Here is a 22,424-nt window from a genome sequence, read left to right as displayed (position 1 = left end):
CTCAGACCGTCAGACCCTGCCGTCGATCGGGGACGTGATACCGGCGCCGGCCGGATCGCTCGACGAGCGCCTCGATGACGTCCATGTCGCGTGCGACTGCGGCATGCTCGCGCCGGACCCCGGGATCGGAAGGATCGAGCCCGACAAGATCAGCGATATTCGGGGCCATGCCCACCTCCCTCACAGGGTTCAGCACATACCCAGGCTGTCGTCGGCGCGCCGGGCGGGTCGGGGCACCCGCCCGGCCGCAGGGGACGGTGGGGGCGGCTCGACCGCTACACCCGTTCGACGACGGTGGTGTTGGCCTGGCCGCCGCCTTCGCACATGGTCTGGAGGCCGTACCGGCCGCCCGAGCGCTCCAGTTCGTGGACGAGTTTGGTCATCAGCACGGAGCCGGTGGCGCCCAGCGGGTGGCCCAGTGCGATGGCGCCGCCGTTGGGGTTGGTCGTGGCGGGGTCGGCGCCCAGTTCCTGCTGCCAGGCCAGCGGGACGGGGGCGAAAGCCTCGTTGATCTCGGTGACGTCGATGTCGTCGATGCCGAGCCCGGCCTTGTCCAGGGCCGCGCGGGTGGCCGGGATGGGGGCGGTGAGCATGTACACGGGGTCGTCGCCGACCAGGGACAGCTGCACGATGCGGGCCATCGGGGTGAGCCCGTGCTTGTTCACCGCCCGCTCGGAGGCGATGAGCAGCGCGCCCGCGCCCACGGAGACCTGGCTGGCGACCGCGGCCGTGAGCGCCCAGCCTTCGCGCAGCGGGTCGAGCGAGGCCATCTTCTCCAGGGTGGTCTCGGGCCGCACGCCCTCATCCCGGGAGACCCCGGCGAGCGGCGCGATCTGGCCGTCGAAGTATCCGGCGTCGCGCGCCGCGGCGGCGCGGCGGTGGCTCTCCAGCGAGTAGTGCTCCAGGTCCGCGCGGCTGTAGCCCCACTTCTCGGCCATCAGTTGCGCGCCGCGGAACTGGGAGATCTCCTGGTCGCCGTAGCGCTTGCTCCAGCCCTCACCGAAGATCGGCAGGTCGGCGTCGAAGGCGTACTTGGCGTTGGCGCCCATGGGGACCATGCCCATGTTCTCCACGCCCGAGGCGACCACGAGGTCCTGGGTGCCCGACATGACGCCCTGGGCGGCGAAGTGCACGGCCTGCTGGGACGAGCCGCACTGGCGGTCGATGGTGACGCCGGCGGTGGTCTCGGGCAGCCCCGCCGACAGCCATGCGGTGCGGGCGAGGTCGAGTGCCTGGGGTCCGACCTGGCTCACGCAGCCCATGACGACGTCCTCGACCGCCTCCGGGTCGGCTCCGGTGCGGTCGACCAGCTCCTTGAGGACGTGCGCGCCCAGGTCCGCCGGGTGCACGCCCGCGAGGGCGCCCTTCTTCGTTCCTACCGGGGTCCGGACGGCCCCGACGATGTATGCCTCAGCCACTGTGCCCTCCTGAGAGCCTGCGGTGTCCGCTACGCGTGGATCCTTTACCGAACCATATTCGGTTTCCGGGCTCAGGCAAGAGCCCGGGCCATCGTGCGGCACTGCGACACGCCGGAGGCGGCCGCGCCAGGTCAGCTGGTCGACGAACAGTCCGCCCAGCAGCGGTCCGGCCACGCTGGCCGTACCGAAAGAGGCGCCGAAGAACCACAGCGGCGTGCTCGCGGTGACGGTGAGCAGCAGCGCGGTCATGATCACGGCGATGCCGCCGCGGTCCCGCCGCTCTTTGCGTCTGCGCGGGTACGCACTGTGCTTCCCCATCGGACGTGCCCCCGATCGGCGCCGGAGCGGTGCAGGTGCGGGCTGTGGCCAGCAGCCTAGGCAGCACGCCGCCGGGCGGCGGCGCCGGGCGGGGGTGCGGCGGACTTTGCCGGAACCCTCCTCCGGACCTGCCGAACCGAATCTTGTTCGGTTACGGTGGGCGGGCGCGCGGGGCGCGGGCGCGTGGAACGGCGGAGCCCGCAACGAGACTAGGAGCCGGCCATGCACAGGGAGCTCTTCGATACCGACCACGACCTCTTCCGCGAGTCGGCGGCGGAATTCCTCAAGCGCGAAGTGGTCCCCTACCACGGGCAGTGGGAGAAGGACGGCATCGTTCCGCGCGACGTGTGGACCAAAGCGGGCGAGGTGGGCCTGCTCGGTCTGGGGGTGCCCGAGGCGTACGGCGGATCGGGCGTCGACGACTTCCGGTTCAACACCGTGGTCTCCGAGGAGATCTGCCGCGCCGGGGCCAGCGGACTGGGGTTCACGCTGCAGAACGACGTCATCGCGCCCTATCTGGTGCGGCTGACCACCGAGGAGCAGAAGCGCAGGTGGCTGCCGGGCTTCGCGTCGGGCGAGCTGATCACCGCCATCGCCATGACCGAGCCGGGCGCGGGCAGCGACCTGCAGGCCATCAGCACCACCGCCGTCCGCGACGGCGACGAGTACGTGGTCAACGGGCAGAAGACGTTCATCACCAACGGCATCAACGCCGACCTGGTGGTCGTGGTGGTCCGCACCGACCCCGACGCCGGGGCGCACGGACTCTCCCTCCTGGCGGTCGAGCGGGGCACACCCGGCTTCGAGCGCGGCCGCAACCTGGACAAGATCGGGCTGAAGGCCCAGGACACCGCCGAACTGTCGTTCACCGACGTCCGGGTTCCGGCGTCCAACCTCATCGGCGGGGAGAACCAGGGGTTCGTCCACCTGATGGAGAACCTGCCCCAAGAGCGGTTGTCGATCGCCGTGGCGGCCACCGCCGGCGCCGAGAAGGTGCTGGCCGAGACCATCGAGTACTGCAAGGACCGCTCCGCGTTCGGCCGCCCGATCAGCAAGTTCCAGAACACCCGTTTCACGCTGGCCGAACTGTCCACCGAGGCCGACCTCGCCCGCACCTACGTCGACCGCGCGATCACGCTGCTCGACCGCGGCGAGCTGACCGTGGAGGACGCGGCCAAGGCCAAATGGTGGACCACCGAAATGGCCAATCGGCTCATCGACCGGTGCTTGCAGCTGCACGGCGGGTACGGGTACATGATGGAATACCCCGTGGCGAAGGCGTGGCAGGACGCACGGATCCAATCGATCTTCGGCGGCACGACCGAGATCATGAAGGAGATCGTGGGTCGCTCGCTGGGCCTGTAGCCACCCCCTCGACGGGTTGCGGCGAAAGGGTCACGATGAGCGGCGCGTGGGACGGCCTGATCGTCCTCGGACTCCTGATCATCCTGCTGGTGCTGGGCGTGCGCAGGCTCCGGCCGCGCATCCACATTCCGTGGGCCACCGGCGGCATCGTGGTCTGCTTCATCTTCGTCGTCCTGCTGCTGTGGGCGTGGTCCAACCGGTGAACGCGCCGCAGCCCGGCTCAGCGCCCCGGCCGGGCGCCGCCCGGTCGCCGGCCCCGCCGGGGTGCGCTGCGGACAGCGCCTACTCCGACTTCAGCGGGACCTCGAACCAGACCGCCTTGCCGTCGGGAGTGGGGCGCGATCCCCAGCGCGCGGCCAGCTGGTCGACGAGGTAGAGGCCGCGTCCGCCTTCGTCGTCGGCGCCGGCGCTGCGGATGCGCGGCAGCCGCAGGTCGCGGTCGAAGACCTCGACCCACACCGAGGCCCCGCCGCGCCGCAGCCGCAGCAGGAACTCGCTGGGCTGGGCGGACTCGGATTCGTCCTCGGCCCCGTCCAGCAGGTCCGACCAGTCCTCGTCGAAGTCGCCGCCTTCGCCGAAGTCGCCGCCCAGCTCCAGGCCCGTGCCGGAATCGAGGACGCCCTCGTCGGTGAACTCGCGGCGGGAGGGGTGGGGGGTGGCGTGGATGACGACGTTGGTGACGATCTCCGACACCAGCAGGCACGCGAGCTCGGCCTGATCGCGGTCCATCCCCCAGTTCTTGAACGTGCTGGAGGCCAGGTGGCGGGCGTCGCCGACGGTGGGCGCCTCGGCGATGAACCAGCCCTCCTCCATGGCGAGTTCGCCGGAGTGGGTGCGCACCACCAGCAGCGCGGTGTCGTCGTCGATCTCGCCGGGGACGGCGTCGACCGCCGTATGGGCGATCTGCTCGACGTCCTTGTCGGCGACCTCGCCTACGCGCCCGCGCAGCTGCTCCAGCGAACGCTGCACGTCGACGGTTCCGCCGATGGGGCGCCGGTCGACCAGCCCGTCGGTGTAGAGCAGCAGCGTGGCGCCGGCGGGGAGTTCGAGGTCGGCCTGGTGGTAGACGGCGTCGTCGAAGGGGGCGCCGCGCAGTTTGACGCCGAGCAGGGTGTCGGAGACCTCTAGGGCGAGTTCCTCGACGCCGGTGTCGCAGATCAGCAGCGGCGCCTGATGGCCGGCGTTGGCGTAGGACAGCCGCCGCGACCAGGCGTCGTAGACCATGTACAGGCAGCTGACGCTGGGGACCCAGGTGCCGCCGGAGTCGTCGGGGCGGCCCAGCCGACGCACCCATTCGTCCAGTTCGCGCAGGATGTCGGCCGGTTCGCGGTCGGCCTGGGCGAAAGCGCGCAGCGCGGCGCGGAGCTGGCCCATGACCGCCGCGGCATGCGGTCCGCGGCCTTCGACATCGCCGATGACGATGCCCACGCGCCCGGCCGAGAGCGGGATGACGTCGTAGAAGTCGCCCCCGACCTGGGTCTGGATACCGTGCCCGTGCGCTTCCAGCGGCTTGGCCGGCACGTAGCGATGGGCGATGGACAACCCGTCGAACGGCGGGAACGTGCGGGGCAGGAGGCTGTGCTGGAACGCCAGCGCGGTGCTGCGCTCCTCCTCGAAGAGGCGCGCGTTGTCGATGGCCAGGGCCACCCGCGAGGACAGCGCGCCCACGAGGTCGCGGTCGAAGGCGCCGTAACGGGTCTTCTGGCGCGGGGACAGCCGCGACAGCGCGAGCGTGAGCACGCCCAGGAGTTCGCCGCGGGCCCGCAGCGGCGCCGCGATCGCCGAGGTCACCCCCACCTGCTCGGCCACGCGGGCCGAACGCCGGTCGTCGTGGCCGGCGGCTCCGGCGTAGTCGCCGACCAGTACGGTCTCCATGCGCCGCATCGCGGTGTAGACGAAGTGGCGGTCGGGGTAGCTGATCTCGTCGCCGACGTCGAACCAGGTGCCCGGCGGCGGCGTCCACCCCTCGGCGTGCACGGAGATGCGGCGGACGAGCCGGTCGTGGTCGAAGAGGTCGATGAAGCAGTGGTCGGCGAACTGCGGAACGAGGATCTCGGCGACGGCTTTCATCGTGGAGTCGAACTCCAATGAGCCGGCCAGGCGGCTGCCGACCCGCTCCAGGATGCCGTAGAGGTCCTCGACGCGGCCGCTGCGCAGCGCTTCGCCGGCGAAGACCGTGAATCCCCGGACCGCGCCGGAGGCGTCCTTCATCGGAACGGCGTTGACGCGCACGTGCAGCCACCCGGCGTCGGGGCGCTTGACGGCGAAGGTGCCGTCCCAGGTGTCGCCCTGCAGCGCGCGGCGGGAGAGCTGGTTGGCGCGCTCGAGGTCGGTCTCCTGGATACCCAGGTCCGCGAGTGTGACGCAGCGCGGGTCGGTGTCGTCGACGAGACCGAACAGCTCGCGCGCGAAGGGGTTGATGTAACGCAGACGACTGGCGCGGTCGGACACGAGGACGGCGATCTGCGCCTGCTCGAAGACCGCGTCCCCGGTGAGGGCGTCGTCGTCGTAGAAGGCTTCCCCCCGTCGGTTCATTCAGCCGCCACCTCGACCTCGCCGGTCGCGGTCACGATGCCGCGCCGTACGGTCCGCTCTGTCCGGGCGCGGTCGCTGCGATCGCGCCGCTGACCGCGCGCCATGAGCCGAGCATAGCCCCACTGCCACGGTATCTGCAGTGCGACGTGACATTTCGGCCCCTGTGCCCGCGGGTGCGCGGGAAGCGGAGGGTATGCTCAGGGTTTGGTGACGAATACGTGGCTGGCGATCTGCCGGGACAGTTCGCTGGGCTCGCCATCCTTGCCGCTACCACCAATCACCTGTACGCCGTTGTCCGTCTCGACGAGGAAGACTTCCTGCTCGGGTTGTACCCCGGCACGTTTGAGATCGAGCATGATCTCGGGATCACTCTGCAGCTGCTCGCTGATGCGCCGCACCTTCACCCTGCTCTCGGTCCCGTTGGCGACGTCGAGCATCGGCACGATCGACTCGCCGGAGAAGGGCTCGGGGGCGTAGTCGGCCAGGCCCAGCTCCTCCAGGGCGGGGATGGGGTTTCCGTGCGGGCATACCGAAGGCGCGTTGAGCAGCCGCACCAGGCGCTCCTCGACCGCTTCGGAGATGACGTGCTCCCACCGGCAGGCCTCGACGTGCACGTCCTCCCAAGGCAGGCCGATGACGTCGACGAGCAGGCGCTCGGCCAGGCGGTGCTTGCGCATGACGAGGGTGGCCAACCGGTTCCCCTCGTCGGTCATCGCGAGATGGCGGTCGTTCTCGACGCGCAGCAACCCGTCGCGCTCCATGCGTGCGACGGTCTGGCTGACCGTGGGACCGCTCTGCTGGAGGCGCTCGGCGATGCGCGCCCGCAGGGGCACGATGCCTTCCTCCTCCAGCTCGAAAATCGTGCGGAGGTACATCTCCGTTGTGTCGATAAGCCCGTGTGCGGTCAAGGCTCCCCTCCCCTCATGGGCCGTCGAGAGTCGACGACGGCAGACTCTCAACACAGACCGGCCGCACGGGATTCCGGTCGCCCTCCAGGAACCCTGCCCGGACGAGGAACCGACCGCTGCGCCCTGGCCGCGGAAGCGGCCACCGATTGCCCATCATCATACCCCGGCGACGGACAACCCACTTCGCCGCAATGTGCCGAACACCACAGCCCCGCGGCGGCCGAAGCACCGCTGCTGCGGATTCGGCGACCCGTGCCTCCGCGCCCGCGGGCTCCCTCGGGGAAACCCGCGCCGGTCCGCGTTGGCCGGTTCAGCTTACGGCGACAGCCGGTCCAGCTCCCAAACGCCCTCGGCCGGCTCCCCGGAAGCGAGCAGATAGCGGAACCGGTCGTGCATGCGGTCGGCGCGGCCCTGCCAGAACTCGACCTCCTCGACCCGGATGCGGTAGCCGCCCCAGTAGGCGGGCCGCGGGATCTCCTCGCCGTCCGGCCACATGCCGGCGAAGTCGGCGTAATGCGCTTCCAGGTCGGCGCGGCCGGCCACTCGGGCCGACTGGTGCTCGCTGGCCCATGCGCCGATCTGCGAACCCCGCGGACGGGAACGGAAGTAGGCGTCGTTCTCGGCGTCGGTGAGCGGTTCGGCGCGGCCCGAAACCTGGACCTGGCGGCGGATCGCGTGCCAGGGGAACACCGAAGCGATCCGCGGCTCCGCCGACAGCGCCCGGCCTTTGCGGGAGCCGTAGTTGGTGAAGAACCGCAGGCCGGAACGGTCGTATCCCTTGAGCAGGACGGTTCGTGCCCGGGGGGCGCCGTTCGGCTCGACCGTGGCCACGACCATGGCGTTGGGTTCGCTGACCCCCGACCTGTGCGCCTGTGTGAACCATGTGTGAAACTGGTCCATGGGGTGGGGGGCCAATTCGGCCCTGCGCAGCGGCTGACCCCCGTAGGGCTGCCGCAGTTCCGCCGGATCGCTGTCGTCCACAGTGGAGCATCCTCACACGCCCCGCGGGGTAGGCGCCAGCGGTACAACCGCCCGGCCGGTGACACCGCGCGTGCCACCGGTATCCGACCCGACGGCCCCGCCCGCGTGCGGGCGCAGGGGATCGCGACAATACGGAGGAAACCGGTATGTCGGACTTCAAACCCGGGCTCGAAGGAGTCCTGGCGTTCGAGACCGCGATCGCCGAACCCGACAAGGAGGGCGGCGCCCTCCGCTACCGCGGTGTCGACATCGAGAACCTGGTGGGCCAGACGGCCTTCGGGCGCGTCTGGGGACTGCTGGTCGACGACAGCTTCTCCCCCGGACTCCCGTTCGCCGAACCGGTGGCCAAGGTCGTACGCAGCGGCGACATCCGTGTCGACGTGCAGAGTTCACTGGCCTCGCTGGCGCCGCTGTGGGGATTCCGGCCGCTGCTGGACATCGGCGACGACCAGGCCCGCGACGACGCCGCCCGGGCCGCTTCGGCCGCACTGTCGCTCACCGCCCAGTCGGCGCGCGGCGAGCTGCCCGAGGTGCCCCGCGCCCGCATCGAAGAGGGCGCCTCCGTCGTCGAGCGCTTCATGATCCAGCTGCGCGGCGATCCGGACCCGCGCCACGTCAAGGCCGTGGACGCCTACTGGACGTCGGCCGCCGAGCACGGCATGAACGCCTCGACTTTCACCGCACGCGTCATCGCCTCCACCGGCGCCGACGTCGCCGCCGCCCTTTCGGGCGCCGTGGGGGCCATGTCCGGACCGCTGCACGGCGGCGCCCCGGCGCGCGTGCTGCACATGCTCGACGAGACCGAGCGCATCGGGGACGCCCGGACCTACGTCGCGCGCGCGCTGGACCGGGGCGAGCGCCTGATGGGCTTCGGGCACCGCGTCTACCGAGCCGAGGACCCGCGCGCCCGGGTGCTGCGCCGCACCGCCCAGGAGCTGGACGCGCCGCGCTACGAAGTCGCCGCGGCGTTGGAGAACGCCGCGCTGGAGGAACTGCACGCCCGCAAGCCCGACCGGGTGCTGGCGACCAACGTCGAGTACTGGGCCGCGGTCGTGCTGGATTTCGCCGACGTCCCCACCGAGATGTTCACGTCGATGTTCACCTGCGCCCGCACCGCCGGGTGGGCGGCCCACATCCTGGAGCAGAAGCGCACCGGCCGCCTGGTGCGCCCCAGCGCCCGGTACACCGGCCCGGCCTCCCGCAGCATCGGCGACGTCCCGGGTGCCCGGGAGGCGCTGGAGCAGGGCGTGTAGACGGACGCGCCGGGCGGGCGCCGGCGGGTGCGGGCACCGCTCACGGTCCGGTTCCGGAGCGGTCGGCCGACTCGTGCGGCACGTCGGCGAGCGCGCGCAGGCGGTCCAGGTGCTTCCAGTGCTCGGTGACGGCGGCGCGGCCGGTGCCGGTGAGTTCGACCCAGGTGCGCGCGCGCCGGCCCGCTCCGGTCTTGGTGACCGCGATGTAGCCGGCCTGCTCCAACTTTGCCAGGTGGCTGGACAGGTTGCCCTTGGTCAGCCCGGACAGGTTCTGCAGGAATACGAAGTCGGACCCGTCGACCGAGTGCAGCGCGGTGGTGAGCAGCAGGCGCGCCGGCTCGTGGATGACCCGGTCGAGGCCGCCGGCGGCCTCGTAGGCGTCGGAACCGGTCATCGTCGCGCCTCCCGGACGCCGCGCATGGTGCGCGCCAGGGAGCGGTGGTCCAGCACACCGCCCACCAGGAATGCCGCGCCGAAGACCCACGAGAGGCTGGCCGTGGCGAGGTCGGACCGGTTCAGGGGATGGTCCCCGCCGGTCCACAGTCCTACGGGCACGAGAGCGCACGCGGCCAGAACCGCACAGATCGCGCACCAATGGCGGATCAGGCGCAGGTCCCGCCAGCGGCCCCGCACCGCCGAGGGGATCCAGCTCATCACCGACATCGTGGCCGCCGCCTGCAGGCCAGTCAGCCACACCGCATTCTGCCCGTCGAGCGCCTGCGTGTACTTCAGGGCGATGCCCACGGCGGTGAACACCGCCAGAGCCGCGATGACCGCCAGGGTCTTAGCGGCCATGTCATCGCTGCGCACCCGGCCGAAGTTCCGCTGGTAGTAGCGGGTGATCGGCACCTGGGCGACCAGTGCCAGGGCCAGGAAGGGCAAGGTCACCAGCGAGAAGCCGGCCAGATTCAGCGTGCCCGCGACGATCAGGGCTCCGCCCATGGGCAGCAGGATCAGGCCGCGCAGCGAATTGAAGTTGGCGGCCACGGCGACCGCCTGCTGCATGCGTGCCGATCCGGGGTCGGAAGCCATCGGCCCTCCACTAAAGGTTTGCACAGCAAACTCAACAGGCTCCGATCCTAGGCCGCCGCCGTGAGGTTTGCAAGGCAGACCTTTGACCCGGGAGCCGGCCCCGACCCGGCCAGGGCCACGGCCGCGCAGCAGACCGCGGCCGCCGGCCCGCCGCGCCCCGACCGCCGCTCTCGCTGCGGAAACACCGCTAACCCGCCCCCCTCGCCTGCGGTGCGACGTCGCCAGCCACTACCCTGGCGCAGGTGACCGACATTCAGATTCCCGCGAACTTGCTGCCCAGCGACGGCCGCTTCGGCTGCGGCCCGTCGAAGGTCCGCCCCGAGCAACTGTCCTCCCTCGCGTCGTCCGGCTCCGGCTACATGGGGACCTCGCACCGGCAGAAGCCGGTCAAGTCCTTGGTGGGGCGGGTGCGATCCGGGCTGGCGCAGCTCTTCGACCTGCCCGAGGGATACGAGGTGATCGTCGGCAACGGCGGCACCACCGCGTTCTGGGACACCGCGGCCCACGCGCTGCTGCGCAACAAGTCCCAGCACCTGTCCTTCGGCGAGTTCTCCTCGAAGTTCGTCAAGGTGGCCCAGGGCGCACCGTGGCTCGACGAGCCGAGCGTCCTCAGCACCGACCCCGGCACACACGGCGAGCCGGTGGCCGAAGCCGGTGTGGACGCCTACGCGCTGACCCACAACGAGACCTCCACCGGTGTCGCCATGCCCATCCGGCGGGTTCCCGGCGCCGATGACGACTCGCTGGTGCTCGTCGACGCCACCAGCGGAGCCGGCGGCCTCCCGGTGGACATCGCCGAGACCGACGTCTACTACTTCGCTCCGCAGAAGTGCTTCGCCGCCGACGGCGGGCTGTGGATCGCCGTCATGTCGCCCAAGGCGCTGGCCCGGGTCGACGAGATCGCCCGGAGCGGGCGCTACATCCCCGAGTTCTTCTCGCTGACCACCGCGGTCGACAACTCCCGCAAGGAGCAGACCTACAACACGCCGGCCGTCGCCACGCTGATGCTGCTCGCCGACCAGGTCGAGTGGATGAACGCGCAGGGCGGCATGGAGTGGACGGTCGGCCGCACCGCGGAGTCCTCGTCGATCCTCTACTCCTGGGCCGAGAAGACCGACTACGCCAGCCCGTTCGTCGCCGAGCCGGCGCAGCGGTCCCAGGTCGTGGGCACGATCGACTTCGCCGAGAGCATCGACGCCGCCGCCGTGGCCTCCACCCTGCGCGCCAACGGCATCGTCGACACCGAGCCCTACCGCAAGCTGGGCCGCAACCAGCTGCGCATCGGCATGTTCCCGGCGATCGAGCCCGCCGACGTGCGCACGCTGACGGAGTCCATCGAGTACGTGGTGGGCAAGCTGTCGTAGCAGCCCCGCCCCGGCCCGCACCGGCCCCGACCGCCGGGCGGCGACGGGCCGGGTTCGCGCATCCGGGCGCGGAACGGTACACATGATGGCCTGCACGGACGCGCAGTCCGGGCAGGCCATCACTTGCGAGCGGGTGCACCGCGCCGATGCGGGCATCCAGGGACGGAAAGCGGCTGTGCGCAGAAACAAGCAGGAGCCCGAACTCACGATCGTCTCCCACCGGGGCGCCTCGGGGCACCGCCCCGAACACACGCTGGCCTCCTACGAGCTGGGGGCGCGGTTCGGCGGCGACTTCATGGAGATCGACCTGGTCGCCACGGCCGACGGGGTACTGGTGGCCCGGCACGAGCCCGAGATCGGCGATACGACGGACGTGGCCGACCGGCCCGAGTTCGCGGACCGGCGAACCACCCGCACGATCGACGGCCGCGAGTACACCGGCTGGTTCGTCCACGACTTCACGCTGGACGAGATCAAGACGCTGCGCGCCACCGAGCGCATCCCCGACGTCCGCCCCGACAACGCCGCGCACGACGGCGCCTACGCGATCCCCACGCTGCAGGAGATCATCGACCTGGCCCGGCGGATGACCGGGGAGCTGGGGCGGCGCGTCGGCGTCTACCCCGAGACCAAGCACCCCGCTTACCACACCGGGCTCGGCCTGGACCTGGAGCCGCCGCTGGTGGCGGCCCTGCTGGACAACGGACTGACCGGGGCCGAACCCGAACTGCCGGTGTTCCTGCAGTCCTTCGAAAGCGAGAGCCTGCGCAGGCTCGTCGACGCCGGGGTGCCGCGCGTGTTCCTGATGGGCACCGAAGACCACTGGAAGCCCTACCTGACCCCCGACGGCCTCGCCGGGGTCGCGGAGTTCGCCGAAGCCGTCGGGCCGGCGAAGGCCCTGGTGATCCCGCGCGACGAGGACGACAACCTGGGCGATCCCACCCCGCTGGTCGAGGACGCCCACGGGGCCGGCCTGGCCGTGCACCCCTGGACCTTCCGCAGCGAGAACCGCTTCCTTCCCGCGGACCTGCGCAGCGGCGGCGAGCCCGGCGACTTCGGCGGCTTCGCCGCCGAGTACGGCGCGTTCTTCGCAGCCGGAGTCGACGGCGTGTTCACCGATCACTCGCGGCACGCGTTCCTGGCCCGCGAGATCTACTTCGAACAGGAGTGAGCACGGTTTCGAACCGGACTGCGGGTCCCGCTCCGCTTCCTGCGAGCGTGGCGCGCAACGTGGCGTCCTTGGACGGCGGACGGGAGTGGCTGGAGTCGCTTCCGTGCGCGCTCCGGAGCCTCCGGGACGGCTGGGGCCTGGAGCTGGGCCGCCCGTTCGAGGGCGGAACCTGCTCGTGGGTCGGGCCGGCCCGCACCGCCGACGGCGGGTGCGCCGTGCTCAAGGTGTCCTTCCCGCACCGCGAGGCCCGGGGCGAAGCGGAGGCGCTGCGCTTGTGGAGCGGAGCGGGCGCGATCCGGCTGCTGCGTTCCAACCCGGACGGATTCGGGCTGCTGCTGGAGACCTGCGAGCCCGGCTCCACGCTGCGCGACGCGGCGGGCGAGCCCGAGGACCTGCTCACCGCGGGGCTGGAGGTGCTCGCGCAGCTGTGGAGTGAGCGCCCCGACCCCGCGTCGGCACTGGAGCCGCTGCACGCCGTCACCGGCGACTGGGCCGGGCTGGTGGCCGAGCGCTGGCCGCGCCTGCGCCCCGGCGCCGACCCGCACCTGGTGCGCACCGCGATCGGGCTTCTGGAGTCGCTGCCGCGCACGGCCGAGCGCAGCGTGGTGCTGCACGGCGACTTCAATCCGGGCAACGTCCTCTCGGCACGGCGTTCGCCGTGGCTGGCGATCGACCCCAAGCCGATGGTGGGCGATCCGGGGTACGACGTGTGGCCGCTGATCATGCAGCTCGACTCCCCGATGCGGCTGATCGAACCCGGACCGGTCCTGCGCCGCCGCTTCGGGCTGGCCGCCGAGATCCTCGGCGAACCCGCCGAACGGCTGTCGGCCTGGTCGGCGGCGCGTGCTGTCGAATCGGCCTTCGACCGCTACAACATCGGCGACCGCAGGGCGGGTGACGCCGAGCTCGACCAGGCGGCGGTGCTGGCGGACGCGGCGGGCCTGTAAGGACCGGCGGCACGGCACCGGACGGAACGGGGCCGCCCGGTGCCGTGTGGAGCGCTGCACGTGCTTGTGGGTTTCGGATCGCGAGACCGGCGGAATCCGACGTTTCATCCATGATTTCCACACCAGCGACATAACTCGTGAGCTGCACAAACAGACATCAGGACATAGTTATCCACAAGTTTCGCGAAAGCCTGTGGACACTCCGTCGGCGCTTGTGGACGGAACCCGCTCTCCACAGAGCGCCAGCGCGCTCTCCCCGCAGTCGCTCCGGGCACGAACGGCTACTGCGCGTGCACAGCCGCAGCGACGCCGGAACCGCCCCGCCGGCCCCGGTCAGCCGCGGCGCGCCAGGAGGGTGACGGCCGCGATCACCAGCGCTGCCACGCCGACACCGGTCCAGATCAGCGTGGCCGCGGTGGTGTCGGAGGACTCGCTCTCCCCGGCGCCCCCTCCGGTGCCGCCCGCGGCGTCTCCGCCGCCGGCCGCGCCGTCCTCCGGGTCCGCGGCGGGCAGGTCCAGCGGGACGCTCCACACCGGGCTGTCCGGGCCCTCCGTGCCCGCGAGGAGCGCGCCGCCGTCATGGGAGAAGGCAAGCGACTCCCCCTGGTCGGACTCCGGCAGCGACACGCGGTCGACGACGCGGCCGCCGACGCCGTCCGAGGCGTCGCGCACGCTCGCCGACCAGTAGGTGCGCACCGCGTAGTGGGCGCCGTCGGGGGAGAAGGCGGCGTCGGTGGCGTACAGCGGAGCGGAGTCCACCCGGGTGAGGGTGTTGGCGCCCTCGGGGTCCAGCCGCTCCGGCGCCGCGTAGACACCGCCGGCGACCTCTTTGCTGACGATGTGGATGCGGCCGTCGCGCGGATCGACCATCATCGCCTCCGCGTCCCGGCCGCCGTCCTCGTAGACGAAGGTGTAGGTGCGCGCCCGGATCGTCTGATCGGTGAGGTCGCGCGGCTCGGGCAGCCGGTAGACGCGGATGTCGGGCCAACCGCCCTGGAAGTTGTCGCCGATGTCGCCGACGTAGATCGCGGGCTCGCCGTCCTCCCCGGGCCCCACCGAGACCGCCTCCCAGTCGCGGGCTTCGACCCCCTCGCCGGCCAGGGCCACCGTCGCCAGGGTCCGCCCCTGCTCGTCGACGGCGTAGATCTCGGGGCCGTAGTCGCCGCTGTCGTTGTGCGTCCAGTAGACGCCGTCGTGCCGGCTGGAGGCGGCCAGGCCGCTGGACTCCCGGATGCGCTCGTCGGAGATCCGAAACAGCGGGTCGGCGGACCCGTGCGCGCGGCCGCCGTCCGACGGCGCAGCGTCCGCAGGATCGCCGGCGGCCGCGGCCGCCGGCGCCGCGTACAGCACCGCGATCGCGAACGGGACCGCGAGTGCGGCGCTTCTCCTCATATCGGCAATCCTGCCATTCTCGGCGTGCCCGCATAGCTTGCGAACCTCGCCGTCTGGGCATGCTTCGCATACATACGCGCGTGAGCGGAAGGATGACCGTATGCGGATCGTCGCCTGCCTCAACGGGGACCGTCGCCCCGAAGCGCATCCCGCGCTGCCCGTCTCGTCCGAGCAGGTCGTCGCCGAGGCGCGCGCGGCGGTGGAAGCCGGAGCCGACGAGATCCACGTGCACCCGCGCGACGGTGCGGGCGCGGAGTCGCTGGAGCCGCAGGCGGTCGCGCCGCTGCTGCGGCTGCTGCGCGCCGAACTGCCCGACGTCCCCGTCAGCGTCACCACCGCGCTGTCGTCCGAACCCGATCCCGTGCGCCGCTACGATCTGGTGCAACGCTGGAGCGCCCTGCCCGACTCGGCGGCGGTGAACTTGCACGAGCCCGGATCGGTCGAGGTCTGCCGACTGCTGATCGACCGCCGGGTCGGCGTCGAAGCCGGGGTGTGGACGCCCGAAGCCGCGCGGATCCTGGTCGCCTCCGGTCTGGCCGAGGAGTTCCTCCGGATCCTGGTGGAGCCGATGCAGACCGCCACCGAGGACGCGCTGGCCAACGCGTCCTCCATCGACGGCGTCCTCGACCGGGCCGGACTGGACCTGCCGCGGCTGCTGCACGGCCGCGACCGGACCGCCTGGCCGGTGCTGGAGACCGCAGTGGCCGCCGGCCGCGGCGTGCGCATCGGGCTGGAGGACACGCTGCGCGACCCGGACGGCAACCCCGCCACGGGCAACGCCGGGCTGGTGGAGCTGGCCCTGGCGCGCACGTCGGCGGCGGCGTAGGGCCGGCGGCACCGGCCCGGGTTCCGGCGTCCGGCGGCGATACGGCGCCCGCCCCGCCGGGCGGGTCCCGTGTGCGCTCGCCGGGCGAGCCGCGCCCCGTCACCGCACCCGTGCGGCGGCCCGCTCCGAACCGTTCCCGGAGGGTGCCTCGGGTCTCAGCCGATCAGGGCGCCGGCGACGACGATCAGCACAATGGCACCGAGCACCGTCGGCAGCAGCCAGCGCTGCTTCCGGTTGTTGGTGAGCATGCTCATGGTGGTTCGGCCTTACTCGCGTCGTTCCGGGGCGGGATCGCCGCGTCCGGATGCGGGGTGCGGACATCCCCGCCGTTCCCCCGACCCGTGGGCGGTTCGGGCGGTTTTCAGCCTAGTTCCCAGGTGGTCAGGGTCTGGTACCGGGGCCGCCGGGGGTGGTGGCTGCGGACCAGGTGGATCTCGCCGACGGTCCAGAACGGGGTGGCCAGGGCGCTGAGGCCGTACCGCAGCGCCGTCATGTCGGTGGGCGGACGGCGGGTGGCCAGGGTCAGATGCGGCACGAACGGGCGGCGGTCGACCTTGAGGCCGGCTTTTCGGGCGGCTTTGCGCAGGCGGTCGGCCAGGAGGGTCACGGCGCCGACGTCGCCTTCGAGCCCGGCCCACAGCACCGTCGCCTGCTCGGTGTCGCCCGGGAACGTGCCGCCGCCGCGCACGGCGACCTCCGGGCTCTCGCTCCGGGCGGCCGCGGCGGCGAGTCTGCGCCGCACCTGCGGCAGCTCCTGCTCACCGACCTCGCCCAAAAACAGCAGTGTGAAGTGCCACTCCTCGGGGGCGCGCCAGCGCAGCCCCTGACCCAGGCGCGGCCGTGCACCGGGATCACCGCCCCGGTCGGCGGTGTCCAGCGCACCGCCGGCGACGTCGAGCCGGTCGGCGGCGCTGAGCGCACCCGCTACGCGCCCCACCTCGTCCAGGACCTCCTGCGGCGGGTATACCGCTACGAACAGCCTCATGCACCACCCCGCATCGTCGTCCTTCCCGATGATCGTGCGCAGAAGCATGCCAGCGGGCACAGCCGCGCGGTAGGGGCTTCCGCGGACCGCCGCCCGCAGGCGCGCACCGACGCACAGGCGCCGGCCGGCGCCGGGTCAGCCGGTCCCGTCGGCACCGCCGGTGCGCGCAGGACGTGCCGTGACGTCCACGAACGGGCGCCGCAACGCGAGTCGAACCCGAACCCGCAGGCTGCGGGCCAGCACGAGTGCCACGACGACGACCACGAGCACGCTCACCGCCGAGCCCACTCCCAGGCTGGCACGCGGGCCGAACGCGTCGGCCAGGAATCCGACGATCGGGGCGCCGATCGGCGCCACACCCAGGAACACGAGCATGTAGATGCTCATCACCCGGCCGCGCATCTGCGGCTCCACACTGAGTTGGAACGTCGCGTTCAGCGAGGTCGTGAAGGTCATGAACGACACGCCCATGACGACCAGCGCGGCCACGAACCAGCCGTAGCTCGGCGCTGCCGCGGCCACCCCTTGGAGCACGCCGAACGCCAGTGCGCCGCTGAGCACGATGCGCAACCGCGGCCGCTCCCGGCGCGCGGCGACCAGGGCCCCCGCGAGGGCGCCGACCGCCAGCGCCGCGGCCGCGGTGCCGAAGGCGGCGGCTCCCGTCTCGAAGACGTTGTTGGTCATCAGCGCGATCTGGTTCTGCACGTTGGCGCCGAACATCTGCACGAAGATCGTCATCACCAGCAGCAGCACCAAGTCGGGGCGGGCCAGCACGTAGCGAACGCCCTGCATGGTCTGGCCCTTGGTGCGCGGATCCCGCTCGGTCACCGCGAGTTCGCCGGGCCGCATCAGCCAGAGGCCGCCGAGGACCGCCAGGAAGGACGCGGCGTTGATCAGGAAGACGGGGCCGCTGCCGATGGCCGCGATCAGCAGACCGGCGATCGCGGGGCCGGCGACGCGGCCGAACTGGAAGCTGGCGCTGTTGAGCGCGACGGCGTTGGGCAGGTCGCGGTCGCCGACCATCTCCACGACGAAGGTCTGGCGTGCGGGGTTGTCGACCACGGTGACCAGGCCCAGGGCCAAAGCGAAGACGTAGACGTGCCACACCTGGGCGGCCCCGAGGGTGGCGAGCACGCCCAGTCCGGCGGCGAGGACGCCCATGGCGGCCTGGGTGGCGATCAGCAGGCCGCGTTTGGGGAGGCGGTCGACGAGGGTTCCGCCCCACAGGCCCAACAGCAGCATGGGCAGGAACTGCAGCGCGGTGGCCAGACCGAGGGCGACGCCGCTGCCGCCGCTGAGCTGGAGCACCAGCCAGTCCTGGGCGACGCGCTGCATCCAGGTGCCGCTGTTGGAGACCATCTGGCCGGCGGCGAAGAGCCGGTAGTTGCGGATGGCCAGGGATCGGAACATCGCGCTGCCCGGAACGGACCGGCGGCGCGGCGGCTCGCGGTCCCCGTCTCCGGGTGCGGAACCGTCACCGGGTCGCGGGCATCCGGCGGATCCGCCGGATGCGGGTTCGGCCCGGTCGGCGGAGTCCGCTCCGGGCGGGTCGGAGACGGACTCGGCTGGTCGCTCGGGCTCGCTCATGGCCTGTCGGTGCGCGCAGCCGCTTCGGCCCGCGCCCGTCCCCCCTCGGTCCTCGGTACGGCCGTGCGCCTGCGGAACGGGCGATCTAGGACTCGGCCAACCGGTCCAGGATCTCCGCCGCCCGGCGCAACGTGTCCTTCTCCTCCGGTGTCAGCTCCTTGAGGCGCCGGGCCAGCCACGCCTCGCGACGGCGCTGGTCGGCCCGGACCAGCTCCCGCCCGTCCTCGGTGATGCTGACGAGCTGGCGGCGCTGGTCCTCGGGGTGCTTGGTGCGCCGCACCAGCCCGCGTTCCTCCAGAGCCGCCACGATCCGGGTCATCGACGGCGGCTGCACCTTCTCCCGTTCGGCCAGTTCGCCCGGACTCATCTCCCCGTGGCGGGCCAGGGTGAACAGTGCCGCCCCCTGACCCAGCGACACCGACGCGTCGGGCCGCTGGGCCCGCAGCCTCCGTGCCAGTCGGCCCACGGTGACGCGCAGGACCGACGCCAGTCCGGCGTCGGTCCTGATCTGGCGGGACAGCGGAGACTTCGCCATTAGCAGAACTCATTACTTTTGCTAACAAAATCGAGCTTGGTGACCATTCCCCGGGAGCCCGGCGGCTACACCTGGCGGCCGTTCGAGGGGCCGCCCGGCGACGGGCGAGCGCCCCGTCCCCAGCCTGGTCCGACGGGGCCGGGCGCAGCGGTCGGCGCACCCGCCTGCGCCCGGCCCCGGGTCAGCGGGTCAGCGGATCACAGGCCCAGCATCTGCTCGATCGGCCCCAGCGCGAAGTACACCGCGAAGGCGACCGCGACGATCCACAGCAGGGGGTGGATGTCGCGGATCCGGCCCTGGACGATTTTGATGATCGTGTAGCTGATGAACCCGACACCGATGCCGTTGGCGATCGAGTAGGTGAAGGGCATCATCACGATGGTGAGGAACGCCGGGATCCCGATCGCGTAGTCGGAGAAGGGGATCCGGGTGATCTGGGTGACCATCATGAAGCCGACGATGATGAGCACCGGTGTGGCGGCCTCGAACGGCACCAGCTGCACCAGCGGCGAGAACAGCGTCGCGACCAGGAAGAGCGCTCCGGTGACGACGGGGGCGATACCGGTGCGCGCCCCTTCGCCCACACCCGCCGCGGACTCCGCGAACACCGTGTTCACCGAGGAAGGGGCGAGACCGCCGCCGATGGTGCCGAGCGAGTCGACGATCAGCACCTCGCGGGCGCGCGGCACGTTGCCGTCCTCGTCGAGCAGGCCGGCCTGGCCGGCGACGCCCACCATGGTGCCCATCGTGTCGAAGAAGTCCGCCAGCAGCAGCGTGAAGATCAGCAGGATGACCGCTACGGTTCCGGCGTTGGCGAAGCTGCCGAACAGGTTGAACCGCCCGATCAGGCTGAAGTCCGGCAGGGAGACCACGTCGCCGAACGACGTGGGCAGCGACGGGACGGTCAGCGACCAGCCTGCGGGGTTCCCGCCGCTCGTACCGTCGTCCATGGGCCCGATGTGCGCGACGGTCTCGATGACGATCGCTACGACGGTGGCCACGACGATCCCCAGCAGCATGGCTCCGCGCACCCGGTTCACGATGAGCGCGATGGTCAGCACCAGGCCGATGACGAACACGAGGACGGGCCATCCGGCCAGGGACCCGCCGTCGCCCAGCTGGACCGGAACGGTCGAGTCGGCGGCGTCGGGCACGCGCCGGACGAAGCCGGCGTTGACGAAGCCCACCAGCGCCAGGAACATGCCCACGCCCACCGCGATGGCGGTCTTCAGCTCGGGCGGAATGGCCCGGAACACGGCGGTGCGGAACCCGGTCAGTACCAGCACGAGCAGGACGACGCCTTCGAGGATCAGCACGCCCATCGCATCGGCCCAGGTCATCTGCGGCGCCAGTGAGTAGGCGACGAGGACGTTGAGCCCCATGCCCGTCGCCAGCGCCAGCGGGTAGCGGCTGACGACTCCCATCAGGATGGTGATGACACCGCCGACCAGAGCCGTGGTGGCCGCCACCTGGGTGACGCCCAGCGTCTCGCCGTTCATGTCCTCGGCGGTACCGATGATCAGCGGGTTGAGGACGATGATGTAGGCCATGGCGAAGAACGTCGCCAGGCCGCCGCGGAGCTCGCGGGGGAAGGTCGACCCGCGCTCGCGGACGTGGAAGTAGCGGTCGAGGCGGCCGGCTAGCCCGCTCGGACGCTCGGAGTGCCGGTCCTCACCGGGCTGGGGCGTTGCGTTCACTCGTTCGACCTTGGCAGACGGGGATCGGGGTACCGGGTCAGACTAGTTGCAGCTTCGCACGAATCCGCACGCGGGCGAACGCACAGACGTCGTATGATTCTACGAATACGTCCTCGGCTAGGCTGAAGCCGTGCGCCGTTCCCGCAAGCCCGACCCCGAGGTCATGGAGAGCGACTACCGCCTCCCCACGGCCCTGGGCACGGCCGCCTGGGCCGCGGCCCTGATCGCACTCCTGGCCATGGGCGACGACCTGGCCGAACAGGACCGCTGGTGGCGCTGGGTCTGCCTGACCGGAGCGGCCTTGGGCGTGTTCGGCTTCCTCTACATCCCCCGCCACCTCCGCAACAGCCGCGGCGCCGGCGCGCCGCAGGAACCGGAGCACTCCGAGGACGAGGACGCCGGCGGCGGCCGGCGGTGACCGGCCGCCCCTCGACCGGCCACTCCCTCCACCGGCCGCCCCTCCACCGGCCTCCGACACGAGCCGTGCCGCCGGTCGCGGCCGCCGCATCGGCGGGTTCCCGGGGGTCGGGGCTCGCCCCGACCCCCGGGAACGCACATGTCACGGGCGCGGCTGCCCGATAATGGGCGCGTGTCTGATTCGTTTCGCCCGTTTCCGCACGCGCTCGCCGACCGGCTCCGCAAGACGCTGATCGACGCCGACTACACCGTCTCCGGCGTGCGCGACCGGCTCGGCGACATGGCTTCGCGTGCGCTGGCGCGCGAGCAGCTGACTCCCGCCCTGCGCGCGACGGGCGGCGAGGAGCGGCTCGGTGTGCTGCTGCGCCTGTGGTGGCTGCAGGAGCCGATCGCCGAGAGGGCCGCGCGCACCGTGCTGCCGATCGACGACCTCGCCGACGCCGGCCTGGTCACCGTCACCGACGACGGCGTCCGCGCACGGGTGCACCTGGCCCCCTGGGAGATGGAGGAGGGCCGCCCGGGTTTCGTCGTCTCCGACCCCACCGTGCGCCCCGGCCAGGGCACGCCGCGGTCCGACCACGTCGTCGGCGCGGGCGGCGCGTCGGCGAGCCTGTCCCAGCTTCTGGTCGACGGCCCGTTCGAACGCGCACTGGACGTCGGCACCGGCTGCGGCGTCCAAGGGCTGCACCTGGCCTCGCGGGCGGCGGAAGTGGTGGCCACCGACGTCAACCCGCGCGCCCTGCGCCTGTCCGAGATCACCTGGGCCCTGTCGGACGTACCCCACGTGCGGCCGCGCCAGGGGTCGCTGTACGAACCCGTCGCCGACGAGCGCTACGACCTGATCGCGTGCAACCCGCCGTTCGTGATCACCCCCGACGCCCGCTACACCTACCGCGAATCCGGCCTGGCCGGCGACGCCGTATGCGCCGACCTGGTGCGGCGGGCGCCGGGCCACCTCACCGACGGCGGCTGGTGCCAGATCCTGGCCAACTGGCTGCATGTGGAGGGCGAGGACTGGCGCGACCGCGTCGGCGAGTGGGTTGCGGGCACCGGGTGTTCGGGATGGGTCGTCCAGCGCGACGTGCAGGACCCCGCCGAGTACGTCGAGCTGTGGCTCCGGGATTCCTGCGAAGTGGGAAGCCCCGAGTACACCCGGCGCTACGACGCCTGGCTGGACTATTTCGAGCGGGAGGCCGTCCAGGGCATCGGGTTCGGCTGGATCAGCCTGCGCAACGACGTCGCCCAGGACGCGGCGGTGCGTGTGGAGGAGTTCCGCCACGAGATCGAGCAGCCGGTGGGGCGCTACCTGCCCGAGATCGTCGACGGCGCCATGACCGCCAACCGGCTGACCGACGCGGCGCTGCTGTCGGCGCACGTGGCGCTGGCGCCCGACGTGGTCGAGGAGCGCATCGCGGTACCGGGCGCCCCCGACCCCGAGAGCATCCTGCTGCGCCAGCGCGGCGGCCTGCGACGGGTGGCCCAGGTCGGCACGATCGAGGCCGCGCTGGCCAGCGTGTGCGACGGCACCATGCCGGTCGGGCCGCTGCTGGACGCGATCGCCGAGCTCACCGACCGCGAAGCGGGCGAAATCCGCGCCCGCACCCCCGATGTGCTGCGCTCCCTGATCGCCGAGGGCTTCTTCCGCGTGGCGCGGTAGTGGCGCCGCGGCGGGCGGTCCGCGGCCCGCCCGGCT

The 22,424-nt window shown here is 71.9% G+C and carries 21 protein-coding genes; 9 read left to right on the top strand and 12 right to left on the bottom strand.

The window, feature by feature from the left end:
• Window position 1: 1 nt before the first annotated feature.
• Window positions 2–169, bottom strand: a complete 168-nt coding sequence (locus tag HNR25_RS14615; RefSeq protein WP_160167866.1) for a hypothetical protein — start codon at window positions 167–169, stop codon at window positions 2–4.
• A gap of 106 nt (window positions 170–275) precedes the next feature.
• On the bottom strand, window positions 276–1,418 hold the full coding sequence (locus HNR25_RS14610; protein WP_184635931.1) for an acetyl-CoA C-acetyltransferase: 1,143 nt from the start codon (window positions 1,416–1,418) through the stop codon (window positions 276–278).
• 540 nt (window positions 1,419–1,958) lie between these two features.
• On the opposite strand from HNR25_RS14610, the gene HNR25_RS14605 reads away from it, so the two are divergent.
• Together HNR25_RS14605 and HNR25_RS14600 are read left to right on the top strand one after the other, a co-directional pair.
• Complete coding sequence (locus HNR25_RS14605) at window positions 1,959–3,101, top strand: acyl-CoA dehydrogenase family protein (protein WP_017542353.1); 1,143 nt, start codon at window positions 1,959–1,961, stop codon at window positions 3,099–3,101.
• Between the two features lie 35 nt (window positions 3,102–3,136).
• Entirely contained in the window at window positions 3,137–3,304 is a 168-nt protein-coding gene (locus HNR25_RS14600) for a hypothetical protein (RefSeq protein WP_017542354.1), read from the top strand.
• A 79-nt stretch (window positions 3,305–3,383) separates the two neighbouring features.
• Here the strand turns inward: HNR25_RS14600 and HNR25_RS14595 are convergent, their stop codons facing one another.
• The 3 genes from HNR25_RS14595 to pdxH all read right to left on the bottom strand — a co-directional run bounded on the left by HNR25_RS14595 (window position 3,384) and on the right by pdxH (window position 7,525).
• Window positions 3,384–5,636: an ATP-binding SpoIIE family protein phosphatase gene (locus HNR25_RS14595; RefSeq protein ID WP_184635929.1), complete on the bottom strand. Its 2,253-nt coding sequence runs from the start codon at window positions 5,634–5,636 to the stop codon at window positions 3,384–3,386.
• 197 nt (window positions 5,637–5,833) lie between these two features.
• Complete coding sequence (locus HNR25_RS14590; protein WP_026128868.1) at window positions 5,834–6,544, bottom strand: iron-dependent transcriptional repressor DtxR; 711 nt, start codon at window positions 6,542–6,544, stop codon at window positions 5,834–5,836.
• A 315-nt stretch (window positions 6,545–6,859) separates the two neighbouring features.
• A complete protein-coding gene (pdxH, locus tag HNR25_RS14585) occupies window positions 6,860–7,525 on the bottom strand; it encodes a pyridoxamine 5'-phosphate oxidase (protein ID WP_184635927.1) in 666 nt (221 codons plus the stop codon).
• 146 nt (window positions 7,526–7,671) lie between these two features.
• Here pdxH and HNR25_RS14580 point away from each other — a divergent pair, with 146 nt between their 5' ends.
• Window positions 7,672–8,778, top strand: a complete 1,107-nt coding sequence (locus tag HNR25_RS14580) for a citrate synthase 2 (protein WP_017542358.1) — start codon at window positions 7,672–7,674, stop codon at window positions 8,776–8,778.
• A gap of 40 nt (window positions 8,779–8,818) precedes the next feature.
• Here the strand turns inward: HNR25_RS14580 and HNR25_RS14575 are convergent, their stop codons facing one another.
• Both HNR25_RS14575 and HNR25_RS14570 read right to left on the bottom strand, forming a co-directional pair.
• Complete coding sequence (locus HNR25_RS14575; RefSeq protein ID WP_017542359.1) at window positions 8,819–9,172, bottom strand: transcriptional regulator; 354 nt, start codon at window positions 9,170–9,172, stop codon at window positions 8,819–8,821.
• Complete coding sequence (locus tag HNR25_RS14570; RefSeq protein ID WP_017542360.1) at window positions 9,169–9,810, bottom strand: hypothetical protein; 642 nt, start codon at window positions 9,808–9,810, stop codon at window positions 9,169–9,171. The genes HNR25_RS14575 and HNR25_RS14570 overlap by 4 nt, the downstream gene beginning before the upstream one ends.
• A gap of 242 nt (window positions 9,811–10,052) precedes the next feature.
• On the opposite strand from HNR25_RS14570, the gene serC reads away from it, so the two are divergent.
• The 3 genes from serC (at window position 10,053) to HNR25_RS14555 (ending at window position 13,292) form a co-directional block, all read left to right on the top strand.
• On the top strand, window positions 10,053–11,174 hold the full coding sequence (serC, locus tag HNR25_RS14565) for a phosphoserine transaminase (protein WP_017542361.1): 1,122 nt from the start codon (window positions 10,053–10,055) through the stop codon (window positions 11,172–11,174).
• Between the two features lie 175 nt (window positions 11,175–11,349).
• Window positions 11,350–12,345, top strand: a complete 996-nt coding sequence (locus HNR25_RS14560) for a glycerophosphodiester phosphodiesterase family protein (protein ID WP_017542362.1) — start codon at window positions 11,350–11,352, stop codon at window positions 12,343–12,345.
• Window positions 12,346–12,392: 47 nt separating this feature from the next.
• The gene (locus tag HNR25_RS14555) at window positions 12,393–13,292 is read left to right on the top strand and encodes an aminoglycoside phosphotransferase family protein (RefSeq protein ID WP_184635925.1); all 900 of its coding nucleotides are present in this window, start codon (window positions 12,393–12,395) and stop codon (window positions 13,290–13,292) included.
• 333 nt (window positions 13,293–13,625) lie between these two features.
• Here HNR25_RS14555 and HNR25_RS14550 read toward each other — a convergent pair whose 3' ends face one another.
• Window positions 13,626–14,684: a hypothetical protein gene (locus tag HNR25_RS14550; protein ID WP_184635923.1), complete on the bottom strand. Its 1,059-nt coding sequence runs from the start codon at window positions 14,682–14,684 to the stop codon at window positions 13,626–13,628.
• A gap of 100 nt (window positions 14,685–14,784) precedes the next feature.
• Here HNR25_RS14550 and HNR25_RS14545 point away from each other — a divergent pair, with 100 nt between their 5' ends.
• Window positions 14,785–15,510: a 3-keto-5-aminohexanoate cleavage protein gene (locus HNR25_RS14545; protein WP_184635921.1), complete on the top strand. Its 726-nt coding sequence runs from the start codon at window positions 14,785–14,787 to the stop codon at window positions 15,508–15,510.
• Window positions 15,511–15,871: 361 nt separating this feature from the next.
• On the opposite strand, the gene thpR is transcribed toward HNR25_RS14545, so the two are convergent.
• From thpR to HNR25_RS14525, 4 genes are all read right to left on the bottom strand, one after another.
• Window positions 15,872–16,555 carry an RNA 2',3'-cyclic phosphodiesterase gene (gene thpR, locus HNR25_RS14540; protein ID WP_312862546.1) on the bottom strand — a complete coding sequence of 228 codons (684 nt, stop codon included), beginning with the start codon at window positions 16,553–16,555 and terminating at the stop codon, window positions 15,872–15,874.
• Window positions 16,556–16,630: 75 nt separating this feature from the next.
• Complete coding sequence (locus HNR25_RS14535; RefSeq protein WP_040692872.1) at window positions 16,631–17,905, bottom strand: MFS transporter; 1,275 nt, start codon at window positions 17,903–17,905, stop codon at window positions 16,631–16,633.
• A gap of 262 nt (window positions 17,906–18,167) precedes the next feature.
• On the bottom strand, window positions 18,168–18,617 hold the full coding sequence (locus HNR25_RS14530) for a MarR family transcriptional regulator (protein ID WP_184635919.1): 450 nt from the start codon (window positions 18,615–18,617) through the stop codon (window positions 18,168–18,170).
• Window positions 18,618–18,814: 197 nt separating this feature from the next.
• On the bottom strand, window positions 18,815–20,314 hold the full coding sequence (locus tag HNR25_RS14525; protein WP_184635916.1) for an NCS2 family permease: 1,500 nt from the start codon (window positions 20,312–20,314) through the stop codon (window positions 18,815–18,817).
• Window positions 20,315–20,444: 130 nt separating this feature from the next.
• On the opposite strand from HNR25_RS14525, the gene HNR25_RS14520 reads away from it, so the two are divergent.
• Window positions 20,445–20,732, top strand: a complete 288-nt coding sequence (locus tag HNR25_RS14520) for a DUF2530 domain-containing protein (RefSeq protein WP_184635914.1) — start codon at window positions 20,445–20,447, stop codon at window positions 20,730–20,732.
• 138 nt (window positions 20,733–20,870) lie between these two features.
• Complete coding sequence (locus tag HNR25_RS14515) at window positions 20,871–22,388, top strand: DUF7059 domain-containing protein (protein WP_184635912.1); 1,518 nt, start codon at window positions 20,871–20,873, stop codon at window positions 22,386–22,388.
• Window positions 22,389–22,424: the final 36 nt, after the last annotated feature.

This window comes from Streptomonospora salina (assembly GCF_014204715.1).
GTDB classification, from domain to species: Bacteria; Actinomycetota; Actinomycetes; order Streptosporangiales; family Streptosporangiaceae; genus Streptomonospora; species Streptomonospora salina.
Note: the sequence above shows the minus strand (reverse complement) of the source record. Positions and strands in the feature narration are given on the sequence as shown.